Raw genomic sequence first — 16,658 nt, 5'->3', positions numbered from 1 at the left:
TTATGCCTAATAATATTAAAATTAAGAAAGCTCCAATTAAACGAATTTTCTTCTTATTTTGACAAAGTAATAAATTCTTGCTTCTTTTAGGAGTCTCTTTATTCTTAGTAGCATCTGGAGGGATGCTTTATAACCAAGTTTTTATTGGTAAAGTTATTGTTGATTTAATCTTACAAGATTATATCAATGTAACTAAAACTAATTCTACTGCTTCATTTAATTGGGATTTCTTTGCTTTAGTAATAGTCCTTTCATCACTTTGATTCTTAATTTCAGTTATTTTTAAATTTGTTGGAAACTGAATTTTAAGTTTAATTACTTTTAGAACAACTAAGAAAATTCAAGATGATTTATATTATAAAATCCAAAAATTACCAATGGACTATTTAAATAAGGAAATGAAAGGTTCAATTATCGTTGCTTTTAATTCAGATATTGAAACATTAAAAGGTTTTTTTAGAGATGTTATCCCAAATATCTTGAATTCAATTTTAACTTTGAGTGTTTCAATTATCATAATGTTTAGTTTAAATTGGCAATTAAGCTTCATTATGCTTGGATTTTTGGCCTTGATTATCATTGCTTCATATTGTATTATGAAACGTTCTAAAAAAGCTTTTGCTAGTGAACGCAAAAACAACGCTATTGTTACATCGTTTGTAGAAGAGTCTTTAAGCAGTTTTACTACGACTAAAATTTTTAATAATTCAAATCAAATTATTGATAAATACCTTAAATTAAACCGTGAGTATAAAAAAGTCAACTGTAAGTCTTATAAACTTTCTGGAATGCTCTTTCCTGTGTCATTTAATATTGGTTTAATTTGCTACGGTACTATTGCTGTGTTTGGATCAATATTATTTATAAATGGTGATTCAGCAGGCTTAGGTTTAACAATTGGAACCTTAGTTTCTTTTACACAATTTTCTAAATCTTTTGCAAGCCCTGTCTCAACAATTATGATGAGAGCTAATGACATTTTAAAATCCTTAGAAGGCTCAAGGCGCATCTTTGCGATTTTAGATTACCAGGATGAAATTGACCAAGGAATGATTAGTTTAACTAAAGTAAATAACCAATATTATTGAATTAACCAAGAAGTTAAAACTATTAAACCTTATCAAGGTTTAATAGAATTTGAAAATGTATCTTTTGCTTATAAAGAAATTCCTGCTTTAGAAAATATTACCTTTAAAGTAATGCCCGGACAAAAAGTTGCATTAGTTGGGAAAACTGGAGCTGGTAAAACAACAATTGTTAATTTATTGGGTCGTTTTTACGAAGTCAGCTCCGGAAATATTTTTATTGATCAAATTAATATCAAAGAAATTAAAAAATCTTGCCTTAGAAATTTATTTGGCTTTGTCTTGCAAGATATCCAAATTTTTTCTGATACTTTGACAAATAACATTGCTTATGGAACTAATTTACCATTAGATCGTAACTTATTAACTAAAGCAATTGATAATTCTAATTTAACAAGACATGTTGCTAAATTACCACATGGAACTAATTCATATTTAACTAGTTATGGCCTAGGTCTTTCGCAAGGTCAAAAACAATTAATTTCAATTGCAAGGGTTAATTATAAAAAACCACAAATTATTATTTTAGATGAAGCGACCTCAAATGTTGATTCATTGACTGAATTAGAAATTCAAAAATCAATGGATGATTTAGCTAAAAAAACAACGACTATTTCAATAGCTCACCGTTTAAGTACAATTATTAACTCAGATTTAATTATTGTTATAGATCAAGGTAAAATTCTTGAACAAGGTACTCATAATGAGTTAATATCATTAAATGGTAAATACAAAGAAATGATTCAAAGTTCTAATTTATAAGTAGCTAAGATATCAACAAAAAATTTGTCAATACCTTTTGTTTTTTATAGTTTGATTTTCAAACATTTTTTGCTAGTTAAATTAAAAAATTTTGCTTATTTAAAAAGTTAAAATATTTATTTAAATTTCACTAAATATCTTTATATTATGTTAAAATACTTTCATGAAAAAATTAGGAATTATATTAGATGCTTTTTCTTGCTTAACTAAAGAACAAGCTGATAATTTAGGATATTATTTCTTACCTTTACAAGTTGAAATTGATGGGGTAACTTACCTTGATGGAATTGATGATCGCAAGAAGTTATTAGAAAAAATTGCTAAAGCTCAAAAAACATTAACTTCACTACCAAAACTTGAAACAATTGAGCAAGTTCTAACACAAGCTTCAAAAGAAAATGATGCCGTAATTTTCTTAGGTATTTCATCAAAATTATCAGCAACAGCTAATACCGTTAGAAGCGTAGGAAGTGAACTTGGTAATATTCATGTAATGGAAAATCATTTAATTGGTGATCAAATTACCCAAACTGCAAATTATTTAAAACATTTATATGAAACTAAAAACTATACTATTAATCAATTGTATGAAGAATTAGCATGAATCAACGAATCAGCAATTACTTATATTGTGCCAGAGAATGTTGATCACATGATTAAAGGCGGAAGGTTATCAAGTTTTAAAAAGTTTGTTTTAACTAAAATTCCAATGCTTCCAATTTTAAGCTACGAAGAAGATGGTAGTGTTAAATTATCAAGTTTAAAAAGAAATCTTTCAAAAGCAATTCAAAAAACTATTGAACATATTGTTGAATTTTGTGATGAACAATCAACTAAATTCAAAGATTCAAAATTTGTAATTACTTTTATTCATGGAATTAAACAAGAACTTATTGATATTGTTCATAATAACAAATATTTTAAGATTAATCCAAAATCGATCTTCTTAACTCCATCTGTAATTGCAGTGCATACTGGAGCAGAAGCAATTGCTTTGGGTGTTATGCCTGAGTTAAAAATAGACCATGAATAACGAAGTTAAAAATAACCAAGACCTAGAAAAGCAAGTAGCAGAAATTTTGGAAGAAAATACTGTTTTAACTGACCCAAAACGTTTTAATAATTTTAAAATTCGTTTAAGATTTTATTTCACAGTCTTTTCGATTTTTATTATTTTGATGGCTGTTGCATTACTTTACTTTTTCTTGTACAAAAATAATAGTTAAACCTAAGTTTAACATATAACTTAAGTTTTTAATTATTTAATTTAAAATAGCATGCTTTTAAAGCATGCTATTATTTATTTTTATTTTTCGAGTTTATAACCTTTTTTATTTAAAACATTAAGAACTGATTGATTCATTTTATCAGCTATTTTAACAATTAAATTATTTGGTACTAACCAAAGTGAATCTTCTTTTAAATCAGTTAATGAAGCAGGCAAGTGAATTTTAGTTAAATTAACTCCATTTACAAACCATTGTGGTAGGGCTTTTACTCCTTCAGGTACAATAAGCTCTTTAATATTTTTAAGTTGTGCAAAAGTATGTTCTTTAAATGTAGCATTTGGATGCACAGTAACAATTGGACCAGCATTATTTGGCACAAATACTAATCTTTCAAAATTATTAGTATATAAAATTCCACCATAACTAGCAAATCAATAATTTCCTGGTTCAACATATATTTTTTCAATATTTGGATTATCAAAAGATTGTTTTCAATCCTCTATTTCTCTAACTGTATTTGGTAATGTAAATTCCTTTACTGTTATTGATTTTGGGATAACTAACAATTTAGTTTTATCTTTATTATATAAAATTCCATCTTGAACACTAAAATGTTTGTTATTTGGATGTACTTCAAATGACTTAACTATGCCAGTTCCACCTGCATAATCAATTTTTTCAATAAATTCACCAATATATAAACGTTCAGAAGATTTTAAGACTTCTTGTGAAATACTAGTCACGTTAACACCATTAATAGTATCAACATGTTTTGTTTCTTTAGTTTTATCATTTTTATTAGATGAAACAGCAAAGCCGCGGTAATATTTATATTCAAGTCCATCTTTTTCATAAGGAGCATTTAAAATCTCAAAACTACGGTGATCCTTTGCAAATTCATCATTAGTTTTAGCATAATAACCTTTGCCTCAAGTTGCATCAGAGTGGAAATATTGTTTTTTATCTTCATCATAAACAATATTTCATTGATGATATCCAAAGCGAGATCACCCTATAACTACTGCGCTTTTTACATTAATAGCATCAAGCATAGCTTTATACAAATTACTAAATCCACCGCAAACCACAATTAAATCATTCATAGCTTTAACTGGGTCAATAGCTACAGTTTGATCCGCATGTTGAGCATATTTTAAGTTAGAACTAATTCATTCAAAAACAGCCTTTACTTGGTCCATTTTTTTATCTTTACCTTTAATTATAGAATCAACTTTTTCTTTGATTATTTGCCTGTTTTTAGCAATACCATCTCTCCCAAGTTGTTGAATTAAAGAAGGATTATTATCATCATAGTAATTTTTAATTTGACCAGAACTTAAGAATTCCAAATATTTCATTGAATCTTCGTTTATTTTCGCATTTTCCTTAGCAGCATTAGAATAATTTAAACTAAGTAAATCTTCTTTCTTTCCTTTACCTTCTTTTTGTTCAAGGTCACTTTGAGTATAAGTTACTTCAGGAGCAGATTTATATTTAGTTTTAGCTTCATTAAATTTAGTAGTTAAAGTACTAAATTGTTTTTGGTATAAATCATTTAAATTCTTAAAGTTTTTAACTGCTAGTGAATAATCAGTATCATTTATTACTTGATTAAGAGAATCGCGGTAATATTCATATTTTAGTTCTGATTTTAATACATCTTTTAAGAAAGTTTCAACTTCTGTTTTTAATTGAGAATATTTAGCTTGATAATTTTCTTGAGTTACTACTGGATCAGTTTTTGGTTTATCAGTTTCTTTTTTATTAGTGTCTTGGGTTTGTTCTTTATTTCCATTAGTTTTATTTGGATCTTCTGTTGAAATTTTTGAATCATCTTTTACAGGTTTATTGGGTTCAATTTGTGAACTTTGATCTTTTGTTTCTTGAGTTTTGTTAAGATCTTGAGCTGTTTCTTTATTTTCATCATTTTTTTGATCTTGATTATTTAAGTTGTTTTTGTCTTTTAGTTCAGAATTTTGATTACCTGAATTGGTATTAACTGGATCTTGTGGTTTTTCAACACTTGAGTTCTTACCTGGATCATTTGGAACTGGTGTCTTAGTTCCTGATTCAGAAGCATTAGGATCACTTGGAGTTTGATCTAAACTTGGATTAGGCTTAGGTGATGGTTGTTCAGAGGCAGAACTTGCGCAGCTAGCTGCACTAAAAATTAATGGCAAAGAGCTAAAAATAATTAATTTTCTTCAATGTTTGGGCATTTTTTCTCCTTATTAATATCTATAAATTAAGTAAAAACTTAACTTATATTTATATTATATAAGATAATTTAAAATTTTAATTTTTAAATTTAAAATCTTCTGGCACTGTATTTAATCCACTTGGGAATAAATTAGTTTTAGCAGTAGGATAAAGTTTTGCTAAAGATTCTCGGTATGAATTAATTTGGTCTTTTCCCCCACCGTAAATTAGATCATATTGTGGTAAGTTATAATCTCCAAATAATCCTTGATAATTAAATCCTTCACTACGGAAAGCTGCTAAAAGACCAGTTCTTGCAGCTGAGTTACCAGAATGGAAAACTCCAACAAGTTCATTATATTGGTTCCGAAATGATGAACCACTAGCTCCACCGTAAGGAACATATTGTTTTGGCAAATAATTTAAACCAAAACCAATTAATTTATCGTTTCCAGAAACATAAAAATCACTACCAGTATGAGTTGCAGTTAAAAATGCATCTGCAATTCCTGGCTTATTAGTAAAAGTTCTGTAACCAATTGAACTAGATAAATAATTGCCTAAATTTTTATAATCTTCGTTATATTCATCTTTATGTCAATAAAATTCAGGATTTGAATTTGTTCATAATGAATATGTATCCGTTCTGTTAAGCCAATTTTCATTACCTCTGGCTCCTGAGCCATCTTCATTTAAAAAGAAATAATCTTCATAAGAAAGAGGATAACCTACAGCATATAATTCGTTACCTTGGTATGTTTTAGCAGTTTCTTTAGTTGAAATTAAATCACGATCAATTTGTTTATAATCAGCTAAATAAGAAGTTTTTAAGAATTTAATATGTTTTTCTGTTTTGTTAGCATAATCATTAGTAATTAATTTAGCAAATTCTTCTGGGTTATTTTTTATTGAATCATATTCGTAATCTAAATTTGACTGAGCATTAATTGAATAATCATAAGCCCAAACATTATCAGAAGTTACAACACTAAAATCAAATTCTAAAATAGCAAAATCAACAAATTCTTCTAAATTACCATATTTAACTTTTTGTTCAGCAGTTAGATAGTCTGCTGGCTTAGTAGATAAAAAGTTTTTACCTTCATAAACTTTTTTCACTAAACTTTGGGCCACTCCATTTCTGAATGTAAAACGTTCAAAATTAATGTCTGTATTAATAGATGAGAATTGTTTATTTAAATCAGCTGAATTTTTAAGTTTTGATACTGAAATATTTCTAGTTTGCTTAGTAAAATTATCAGCAACGTGTAAGTTTGTACCAAAATATCATTTAGTTGGATATTTACCATCTTCTGAAAGTTGGTAATCTAAAATTCACATTGTCCCAGCTGAAGATTGAGTTGAACCATCTTTAGGATTAGTAAATTCAACACTATAAGTTTGGGTAGCAGCATTTTTATAATGATTATTAACTAAGGTTCTAGCTAGGCCGCTATAACGTCATTGGAAACGTCCAATTGAATCAGCACGCTCTGGTCCTTTTTCAATTTCAGCACCTTCTTGTAAGCTTAGTCCTAAAAATTCACCGCTAGTTGAATATTTTGGTAAGGTAAATCCCTTTATATATGAAGATTGATAAGTATCTAAACCTAAAGATTTAGCTTTAGCATCATATTGTAATATTGCTTCTTTATTAGCATTAATATTTAAATCAAGGCGGTATTCTAAAGGTGAAATGCCTTTAAATTCTAAATGACTCATAATTGCATTTAAATATAAAACATTATCAATTTCATATCTTTGTTGGTGGTTTAATTTACTATACATTACATAATCATGGTTTAAATGTTCATGACTTCGCTCATCATTTTTATTATATTGATCATTTTTTTGACCATCAATTGGATTAAATTTAAATCCTGTAACTATTTTACTTCGAGTAAATACTTCTTGTGGATTTGTTTTATTAGTAAAAGTAATAATTAAATTAACAGCTCCAAGCCAGTCAGAAATGTTTTTTCCTTTTTGATCTAAAAAATAATCAATTTCTTTAATTTGATAATTATAATTAGCACTATTTCCACCACTTACAGATAGCTCAATATCTTCGATTTTAAGATCAGTTGGAAAAATGTCTTCTTGTTTTTTGTTATCTTTTGAAAATTTGGTTGGTGTTATTTCAACTTCGCCTAAATTATCAGTTTCAAAACTAACAGTTTGGTTTGTTACTAATGAGTGAAAGGCAAAGTTTGTATCTTCATAGAAAATTTGAGCTGAACTAACTTTACTTACTGTATTAGGTACTTCAAAAGTACCATTATAAACACGATATGAAACTAAACCATTTAATAAATTAACTTTAGTTGTGTTATTTAATAAAACATAAAAATTCTCAGCCTTAAGACTATTTTGATTTTGTGCATGGAATCAAAAATTAACTTTACGTGAATATTTATCAAGGTGTACTAAGGTAAAATTATTTAAACTTTGCACACTTACTGGTTTAGTAACATTTGCTATTCCGGGATTTAAATCTCCGGGAGCAGGAGTGTTAGTTGATGGAGCAGGATTATCTGCTCCATTACTAGGATTATTAGGATTAGAAGGAGTGCTACATGATGCAATAATGAACAAAGGACTTAAAAGTGCTGATACACCAATAAGTCCTTGTCAAATTTTTCTTTTTCTCATTATTTAAATTAAGCAATAATTCTTAATCATTAAAATGTTCTAATTCTTCATCAGTAGGAATATCCAAGTTTGAGCCAACATATTGGAAGATCTCTGGACTTTGTTTTAAATATTTTCCTTCTAAGATTCTAATAACTGAGTCTACTGTATCATTAAGTGGCACAAAAACTCCTGGTGATTTAGTAAAATGTTCGGTCATGAAGAAGTTTTGAGTAAAAAAGTTTTCAAGTTGCAAGGCTTTTTTAACTGTGTTTTTACTTTCATCATCAAGTTCATCAAAACCTAAAATTAAAATAACGTCTTCTAAATCTTTGTAAGCTTTTAAGATCCGTTTTGCTTCAATAATCGCATCAAAGTGTTTTTTACCTAATAATTCAGCACTAACTGAGTTTGATTGTGAGGCAAGCGGGTCAAAAGCAGGGAAGATATTTTTAGCAGATTGGGCACGTGATAAAACCAAGCTACCATCAAGGTGGTTAAAGACAGCTACAGCTGATGGATCAGATAAGTCATCCATCGGTAAAAACATAGTTTGGAATGAAGTAATTGAACCATTTTCATTTTTAAATAAACGGTCTTCAATAGCTGCCACGTCACTTTCTAAAGTAGATTGGTATCCCCCAACTGAAGGACGCTTACCTAAAGTTGCACTAGTTTCATTTTCAGCTTGTAAGAAACGGTAAATATTATCAACAAATAAAAGTACGTCTTGTTTATTTTCATCTCTTAAATATTCAGCAGCCGTAACTCCAATTGGTACAATTGACATACGAGCTCCTGGAGATTCATTCATTTTTGAAACATATAAAACTGATTTATCCATTAAATTTGAAGATTTAAGCTCATTATAAAGTTCAATAGCTTCTCTAGAACGTTCTCCAGATCCAATGAAAATGTTTGAAGTATTTGATGATTGTCTGTTAATATTGAAAATCATTTCTTTCATTAATACAGTTTTACCAACACCAGCTCCTCCAAAGATTCCTAATTTATACCCTTTAATAATTGGCATAAAGAAGTCAATTGCTTTAATTCCTGTTTCAATAAATTCAAATTTATTCGAAAGGAAACGAGCATTGTTAATAGTTGAATTCATTTCAACTTTTAAAGGTGCATAGTCTTGTGGTAATAATGCTTCACCTCTAAATGAATAAATATTGTTTAGAGAATCTTTACCAACTGGTACCATAAAACTATGCCCTAAGTTAGTTACTTGATCATTAATTGAGATTTCTTGTGAACTATAAATAATAATGGCTCTAACGGTAGTTTTATCTAAAATTCTTTTGACTAATAAATAGGTTGCTCCGTTATGTAAAGTTAATAAGTGATTAACTTTTGGCAAATTATATTGATCAAATTCTATTTCTAATACATCTGATCATAAATTTAAAATTTTTCCGTACATTATTTATCTCCTAATTTGTAAGCTAATTCTTCAAGGTAACTTTCTTCAAAGTCCACAAAATCATGGTCAATACTAATTTCTCAGTTGTAATTATTGAATTTTGCATATTGTTTTAAAGCTGATGCAAAGAAAGTTCTTACTAAGCCATCATCATATATTTCAGTATCATTAATAATCTTATTATAAGCATTTTGGGCTTGATCATTAGTTTGAATTAATAAGTCAATAAATCGCAAGGCTCTTTCTTGATCTTTAATTCCGTTAAATAAACCTCAAGAGATTAATTTTGAAGTAAGTAACACGGTTTTTTTAGAATAAATCGCAAAACCTTTTTGGTTAAATAATTTTTCAATTAATTTACCTTTGTTTAATAATTCAGTAGTTTCTTTATTAAAGTCATAATCTAACATCGAAAGTTTTAAGTGACGTTTATATTTTCTGTAAGCTTTACCTACTTCAGCTGCAACTTTTGTCACACTTCTACTTTGCACACTTGAACCAGTACGTGAAACTGATAAATCAATGTTAATAGCTGGTAAGATTCCTTGTGAGAATAAATCACTACTTGTAACAATTTGCCCGTCAGTAATTGAGATGATGTTTGATGAAACTAATGAGGTAATATCTCCATCAATTGTTTGTAAAATTGGCAAGGCTGTAATAGTTTTGCGGTTTTCAAAACTTCCAGCACGTTCTAAAAGTTGTGAGTGTGAGAAGAAGGTATCTCCAGGCATAGCTTCTTTTCCAACAGGGCGGTCTGTTAATAAAGCAATTTCACGAATAATGTTAGCATGTTTTGTTAAATCATCAAAAACAATTAACACATCATTATCGTATGATAAATTTTCGGCATGAGCCATACCAACATATGGTGCTAAGTATTGCTCAAAGGCACTAGTAGATGGAGCATCAATGATAATCGTATTTTGCATTGCTCCAAATTCAGTTAAAGTGCAGTAAATTCTTGAAATTGCTTCACGTTTTTGACCAATTGCTACGTAAATTGATTTAATTCCTTCTTTAGCTTGGTTAATAATAGTATTAATAGCAATATGAGTTTTACCAGTTTGGCGATCACCAATAATTAATTCACGTTGCCCTTTTCCGATTGGAATAAGTAAGTCAACTGAAACAATACCAGTGAATAATTGTTGGTTTAAAGTCTTAACTGACATTAAGTCATGAGCTAATTCAAAAACTTTTGAACCAGTTGGTTGAATGTATGAATTATTGATTTCTGGATAAGGTAAGACTTTATTTCCGAAAATATCAATAACATTTCCAAATAAATCACTTGGAGTATCAACTCTTGCATCATCATTTTCTAAAACAATTTCAGCCCCGATTTTTAATTCATCTTCTTTAGTGTTAGCTAGTAAAAAGGCTTTGTTTGCTGTCGCATTAATTAACATTAATTTAACATTGTTATTATCAAGTAAATGATAAAACTGTCTTTGTTTATACGGGAATTCCCCAGAAACTTCTACTATATAATCAAATATAGATGTAATTGTTGGATTTTTATTCATTTGTTTCCTCCTATAATCCTAATATTAGCAGGATCGCTCCTACAATAATTGCAACAACAAATGATGTTGCTAATAAAATTGATAATTTTCTGTATTGTTTTCACCGTTCCATTGTAAAAGCTTTAACTAAAATAAAAGCATTTACAATCGAAGCAAGTAAACCAACGGCTAATAATGAAATCCCAAAACCACGAATGATGCTACCGTTAGCTGTTGTTTCTTCTTTATTGCGTTTGAGAATTTCATTGTATGCTTGTTTTTGTGTTTCGTTATTTGAATTCTGCTCAGAACTTTGGTTCTTTTCTTGAGCAAGAGTATTTCCAGGTGATATTGTAGATGAAGTTCTTGAAACACTAGATGTATTTGAAGTTTTAACTTCTCCAATTACTTTTTGTAATAAAATTAATTCTTCTGAAACAACTTTAATATTTTCAATAAATCTTTCGTATCATTTAATTACGTTAAAAGTAGAAAGGTCTGCTGATTTTCTAAGTTTGTAAATCTTGGTTTCTAAATTATTAAAGAAAGTATTAATTTGGCTAATATCCATTCCTTTTTCACTTAATTCCTTAGTAATTTTTTCATTATTATTGGTTATTCTGGCTTTTAAACGATCTTTTTTAGTGTTTAAAGCATTTACTATTTGAAAATAAAATGGATAATTATTGATTGTTGATGTTTTAGTTGCAGCTAAGGTTAATTCAACTAAGTTATCTTCAAAACCTTTGGTGTTTTGAACTTGTGAAGTTACTAAGTTTAAACTAACATCATCAGCATATGCATTTTGCACTCCGCCATAATTTTTAACAAATGACTCAGTGTTAATTAGTTGCACTCCACTATTAACAATTTGAAATAATGCATCAGCAACTACTTCACTTTCAAGTTTAAGATAGTCTAATTTTTCATCAATTCCTAAAGATTTATATAAATCTACAAAGACTTTAGAAATTGTTTTGTATGTTAATTCAGTTAAAGCAGCTGTTTTGTTGTTTTCATGCACTTTAACTTCTGATTGGTAAGTTCTTTTAGCTGAGGTATTAACTGTATCGCTTAATTCAACAGTTGCTATGTATTTTCCGCCATCTTTTTTTACTTCAGTTACTTTGTATTGATACCTTGTATTAACAGGGTTTTTAAAGAAAAAGATATCTGGATTTGAGTTAAATTTTGCTACTAAATCTCCACCAGTATTATGATTTCACTTAAGTTCGGGATTAAGTGGTGGTATTCCTTGTGAAACTTCTTTAGTATTAACTGGATCAGATGGTTTATCATTAGTTGGATTATCATTTTGTGGAGGTGTAGGTTGAGGCTGAGGGTTTTGTTGCTCTTCTTCTTCTTTGGTTAATTCTATATTTTTTTCCAAGTCAAACTTTGAAACTCTTGGTTTAAACTTAGAAATGATATATTGGTCTCAACTTTCATAACCATTAGGTGGATTAATTTTATATCTATTTTGAGATGGATCATCTTCAAGATTTAAAAAGTAATCTTTATCAATTTTAGGAATATCAGCTTCATTATAAATTAAGCTATTAAATTTAGAAAGTAAATCATCAGAATATTTTTTGAGTGATTCTTCTAATTTTTTCTTATTTCAAGAATTAACTGAATTTTTCTCTGTTACTTCAAAAGTTGTCCCTTCACCTAAAGGAGCGATATAGTCAGTTGGATGACTAAGTCCAGCTCAAACTCCATTAAAATCTTCGTTATTATACTTAATTTTTGAAATGTTAACGTTACGGTTAGTTCCTACTACTAGTGGGAAAATTACGTTTAGCTCATTAGCAGATGGATTTTCAATAAGTTTATCTTTATTTTTCTTAAAATAGTTTAAAAGTAAGTTAAAGTAGGTTATTTTACTAAGTTTCTTTTGGTAATCTTCTTCGAGTTTTTCAGCTCTTTGTTTTTGATCATCAACTCAAGAAATAAAGTTATCAATTGCTCTGGTAACCATTTGTTTAAGGGCTGTTTCTGAGATTTCTTTAAAAGAATCAAAGTCTTCAGCATTTTTTGGAGGTTCAGCTGGAGTTTGTGTTGAGCCATTGCCTTGTTGGCTTGATCCTTGGCCAGCTGAATTACCACCACCTGGATTAGTAGTTGATTGAGAAATAGCTGTAAAAGGTAAGAAAAGAGTTGGAGAAAGTGTTAATAATTTAAAAATCTTTTTGTATTTTTTACTCATGGTTATTAACCTCCTCAAGATTTAATAATTTTCTCATTGATAGTTTAAAAATTTCATATTCTAAGTTTTCAAGTTCAATAACTTCCTCAATTGATCAACCCACAAATTGGTTTGAATGCAGTTCATAAACACGTTCTTTTTTAACATTGATCTCTTCATTTAGTGAAAGTTTATGTTTAGCTTTTTTATAAAAGTTCATTTGTGAGAAAGTTTTGATATTCATAATATTGTCTTTAGTTAAAAAACTTACGTTTTCAAAAAAGACATAAAAAGTATTTTGCATAGTTTTATTAACGAATTTTAGTAAAAGTCTTGGATAAGACCCAATTGAAGAATCACCTAACTTGATTCATGAATCTTCATCATTAGTGTTGATATAAACTTCGTAATCATAAATGTTTTCTTTCTTTTTATTATTTAAGAAAGTAATGGTAATTTGTTTAAATGTCATTATTCGTTACCTTCTTCAAAAATAGTAAGTTTTTTCTTAGTTAGGAATGTAATTTCTTCAATTTGTTTTTCTTGTTTAATTCTATTTACTCGTTTAGTTAATGAAAGTAATTCATCATCAAGTTGTTTGATTTTTTTATCAATTGTAACTAAGTTATTTTTAGCTGCATAAAATGATGATTCAGTAATTAAAGAATTAATAGCATTTTCAAGAAAAATTGAAATTTGTGATTCAATAAAGTTTTCAATATTTGGATAAATTTCAGTAATTAGTAAAAAATCATTTTTTAAGTTTTGGCTCTCACTATGCACTAACTTATCAACGTCAAAAGCTTCTAAAGGTAAGACAGTAAAAGGATCTTTGAAGTTTTTATTAGAGTTAAGCACAAAATGTACTTTTGAATAATTATTTTCAATAAATAAAATTTTAATTGTTTTAGTTAATAAAGTTGTTAAACCTTTCAATAAGGTATTATCAAAATGTAATAAAACATTAAATTTATTTTGGCTAGCAAAATTTTTAGCTCTTTCGCCTATTGTAATTAAATCAATTTCAGATTTTTTAACTCGAGCTAAAATTTCCTTTTCATATCTAGTATATGAGTCAGTTCCATATTTTTGTTCTTCAGTAATATAAACATATAATTCTCTTGGTTTTCTAAAAAGAAAATTCTTTGATGTAGTTGTCGGATTGGTAATAAAGTTATTTGAGATAGTGTATTTTGATTTTAGAAACTTTAATAAGTTTGAGTTAAGTAAAGCACTATCTAAGTAAAATGATAATTTTTTTGTTAAGTTTAAAATATTAATTAACAAAATATTTTTATCATTGTTTACTTTAATTTTAATATTTTCGAGGTTCTGCTTTTTTTGGACTAGTTCCTTTATGTGCATTATTCTACTTTTGCTACTTTAGAAACAACTTCTTGGTTAAAAAATAGTTTTAATGAATCAGGACCTTGAAAAATAAGTGTATTTGGAATTAGTTCTAAATAAAATCCTCTTGAGATTAAATCAGTAATTTCAGTATTTAAAGCTGCCAGTAAATTATTAATTGTATAATCATCTTGATCATATTCAAAATCAACTACATGGTTATCAGAAAAGATGCTTTCACTGGCAATCATTGGTACCATTGTTACCTTTGAATATTTTAAATTTAAGTTAAACATAATTGTAAAATCTTTAAATTTAATGTTATGACGACTTTCAACCGCTTTTTCTAATTTACGTTTAATTGCCTTAAACTCAGGAGATTTAAAGCCTAAGTTATTTAGAAGTAGTGGTTTACTGATGATGGTCTCAAAAGATAAAATCTTAGAAGCATTTTGTTCATAAACATCACGATATTGTTTATATAAATCAAAAAGACCTTCTTCATTGATTTTTGGTTTTTTCTTAAATAATGTTATTTTTTTCATACTAGTTTCCTTTCTTTAAACTAAATCTTTTTTCTTTAAATATTTTTAGTGTTACAAGAGTTTCAAGTTGCAATGCTTGTAAAACAAACAAGGCAAATAATGAAGAGACATATGTAATAACAATAATTTTAATTACTGAAATTGGTGTTGGCACTGAAACCAAGACATAATTCTTATTAATCAATAATAAGTGGTTTAAACCTAAAATTAGTAATAAAACTATTTTTAGGGCAAAGATAATAACTAACATTATAAATGTTAATTTATTGATAAATTTATTAACTAAAATATAGTGCATAAAGATTCCAATAGATAAAAGACTAATTACTAATAAATTAATTAATGTAAAGTTAGAATTTTCAAACTGAATCACAGATACTAAAAATGGTACTCAAATTAATAGTTGTGCTAGTGAAAATCTAATAATTAAGCTAGATGGATTTTTAGTCTTAGTATATTTTAAATATGATACTAGGAAATAAAGGATCGTTGCTAAAGCTGCTAATAAGATAATTAAGCCATTATTAATTCCATACGTAGCTTCAACTCCTAAAATAGAAAACTTAACTGGATCTTTTAACAATAATGTAAATAATCATACTGAGACAAGTAATGCAAAGATAAGTGCAATTAAGAAAGAATCTTTATCTTGGTGTTTGTAAATATTCTTTTCTGATAGTTTTTGTAATTTAATAGTATTTGAACCAATTACTAAGAAAATTACAAAGACAAATGAAGCAGCAATAATTATTAAATTGCTAAAACTTTTGATATTAAATAATTGGTCAACAAATTCTCAATATTTTTGCTCATTGTAAGTATTGGTTCCAGTAATTACAGTAGTTCTAAATAAACTAGCTCCAGCTGCTTTTGAATATGAAATTCATAAAGCAACGTTGAAAATTACAAAACCAGCTAAAATTACTTGTGAAACAACTTGCAGAATTAAAGGCCACGTTGATTTATATAAAACCGGATCTGATTTACGTTTAATTAAGAAGTTATAAACTTCAAAAGCGCTGTTAATCACTACCAATGGAATTAAAATATATATGAGTTCTAAATATTGGTATGGGCGAAATTTACCAAGTGTTCCATTATCATTTTGTTTATAAATGAATGCATAGAACAAGCTTAAAGAAATAATTGACATCATGAAGTATAAAACATAAAAAACAGCATAATGTTTTAATTTTTCCTTTTGTGCATTAATGTTAGAGTAATTTTTAAAGATACTAAATAAAAATACAAACATTAAAATACTAAACCTAATTAACACAACAGCATTATTTTCTTGCTTACTAGGAGTTTCAAAGGTTATAAACTCTTGTAAGTTAGCAGAATTATTAGAAGTTCTAATTAAAGCTGCTGGGAATAATGATTGGTCAAGTGTTAGAAATAGTGACAAAGCACCAGCGAAAAAGAAAAGAATCAAAATTATTTTATAAATAAAAATTCATTGGTTCTTTGACTTTGAACTAATTTTTGAACTATAATTAACATAAATTCTTTTTCTTTCAAATAGATCGTTTGTCATTGATTTTACCTCCTGTTTTAATTTGACTTTATTAAGTATACAATTTATTACTATTCAGTGAAATAGTTTAATTTACAAGAGTTTTTTTTTTTTTTTGTTTTATAACTGTAATAAAGCATTAAAAGTAATAAGTTTAATTTCCTACCCTTAGTCTTTTTTTTTTTTTTTTTTGCTTCTTTAAGAAAAATGGCATAAAAT

General features: G+C 27.6%; 12 protein-coding genes. 3 read left to right on the top strand and 9 right to left on the bottom strand.

Annotation, left to right across the window (positions count from 1 at the left end):
• Positions 1-2 precede the first annotated feature (2 nt).
• The 3 genes from EXC44_RS03710 to EXC44_RS03700 all read left to right on the top strand — a co-directional run bounded on the left by EXC44_RS03710 (position 3) and on the right by EXC44_RS03700 (position 3,073).
• The gene (locus tag EXC44_RS03710) at positions 3-1,847 is read left to right on the top strand and encodes an ABC transporter ATP-binding protein (protein ID WP_129621876.1); all 1,845 of its coding nucleotides are present in this window, start codon (positions 3-5) and stop codon (positions 1,845-1,847) included.
• A 163-nt stretch (positions 1,848-2,010) separates the two neighbouring features.
• Entirely contained in the window at positions 2,011-2,880 is an 870-nt protein-coding gene (locus EXC44_RS03705) for a DegV family protein (RefSeq protein ID WP_129621875.1), read from the top strand.
• A complete protein-coding gene (locus tag EXC44_RS03700) occupies positions 2,873-3,073 on the top strand; it encodes a hypothetical protein (RefSeq protein ID WP_120161386.1) in 201 nt (66 codons plus the stop codon). The genes EXC44_RS03705 and EXC44_RS03700 overlap by 8 nt, the downstream gene beginning before the upstream one ends.
• Positions 3,074-3,153: 80 nt before the next feature.
• Here EXC44_RS03700 and EXC44_RS03695 read toward each other — a convergent pair whose 3' ends face one another.
• The 9 genes from EXC44_RS03695 to EXC44_RS03655 form a co-directional block, all read right to left on the bottom strand.
• A complete protein-coding gene (locus tag EXC44_RS03695) occupies positions 3,154-5,295 on the bottom strand; it encodes a transglutaminase domain-containing protein (RefSeq protein ID WP_129621874.1) in 2,142 nt (713 codons plus the stop codon).
• Between the two features lie 76 nt (positions 5,296-5,371).
• Entirely contained in the window at positions 5,372-7,927 is a 2,556-nt protein-coding gene (gene mip / locus EXC44_RS03690) for an Ig-specific serine endopeptidase MIP (protein ID WP_129621873.1), read from the bottom strand.
• A 22-nt stretch (positions 7,928-7,949) separates the two neighbouring features.
• Positions 7,950-9,335 (bottom strand): MSC_0618 family F1-like ATPase beta subunit, encoded by a 1,386-nt coding sequence (locus EXC44_RS03685; RefSeq protein ID WP_120161393.1) that lies wholly within the window; start codon positions 9,333-9,335, stop codon positions 7,950-7,952.
• Entirely contained in the window at positions 9,335-10,864 is a 1,530-nt protein-coding gene (locus tag EXC44_RS03680; protein ID WP_129621872.1) for an MSC_0619 family F1-like ATPase alpha subunit, read from the bottom strand. Before EXC44_RS03680 ends, EXC44_RS03685 begins: the two co-directional genes overlap by 1 nt.
• 10 nt (positions 10,865-10,874) lie before the next feature.
• Positions 10,875-13,052: an MSC_0620 family F1-like ATPase-associated subunit gene (locus tag EXC44_RS03675; RefSeq protein WP_129621871.1), complete on the bottom strand. Its 2,178-nt coding sequence runs from the start codon at positions 13,050-13,052 to the stop codon at positions 10,875-10,877.
• Positions 13,045-13,503 (bottom strand): MSC_0621 family F1-like ATPase epsilon subunit, encoded by a 459-nt coding sequence (locus EXC44_RS03670; protein WP_120161400.1) that lies wholly within the window; start codon positions 13,501-13,503, stop codon positions 13,045-13,047. Before EXC44_RS03670 ends, EXC44_RS03675 begins: the two co-directional genes overlap by 8 nt.
• Positions 13,503-14,396, bottom strand: coding sequence for an MSC_0622 family F1-like ATPase gamma subunit (locus EXC44_RS03665; RefSeq protein ID WP_129621870.1), 894 nt, complete (start codon positions 14,394-14,396; stop codon positions 13,503-13,505). Before EXC44_RS03665 ends, EXC44_RS03670 begins: the two co-directional genes overlap by 1 nt.
• On the bottom strand, positions 14,396-14,923 hold the full coding sequence (locus EXC44_RS03660) for an MSC_0623 family F1-like ATPase-associated protein (RefSeq protein WP_120161404.1): 528 nt from the start codon (positions 14,921-14,923) through the stop codon (positions 14,396-14,398). The genes EXC44_RS03665 and EXC44_RS03660 overlap by 1 nt, the downstream gene beginning before the upstream one ends.
• Before the next feature lies 1 nt (position 14,924).
• Complete coding sequence (locus EXC44_RS03655; RefSeq protein ID WP_129621869.1) at positions 14,925-16,460, bottom strand: MSC_0624 family F1-like ATPase-associated membrane protein; 1,536 nt, start codon at positions 16,458-16,460, stop codon at positions 14,925-14,927.
• Between the last annotated feature and the right edge of the window lie 198 nt (positions 16,461-16,658).

It is taken from the genome of Mycoplasmopsis bovirhinis (assembly GCF_900660515.1).
GTDB lineage: Bacteria > Bacillota_I > Bacilli_A > Mycoplasmatales > Metamycoplasmataceae > Mycoplasmopsis > Mycoplasmopsis bovirhinis.
The sequence above is the reverse complement of the archived record's forward strand: the minus strand, read 5'-3'. Positions and strand labels throughout refer to the sequence as shown.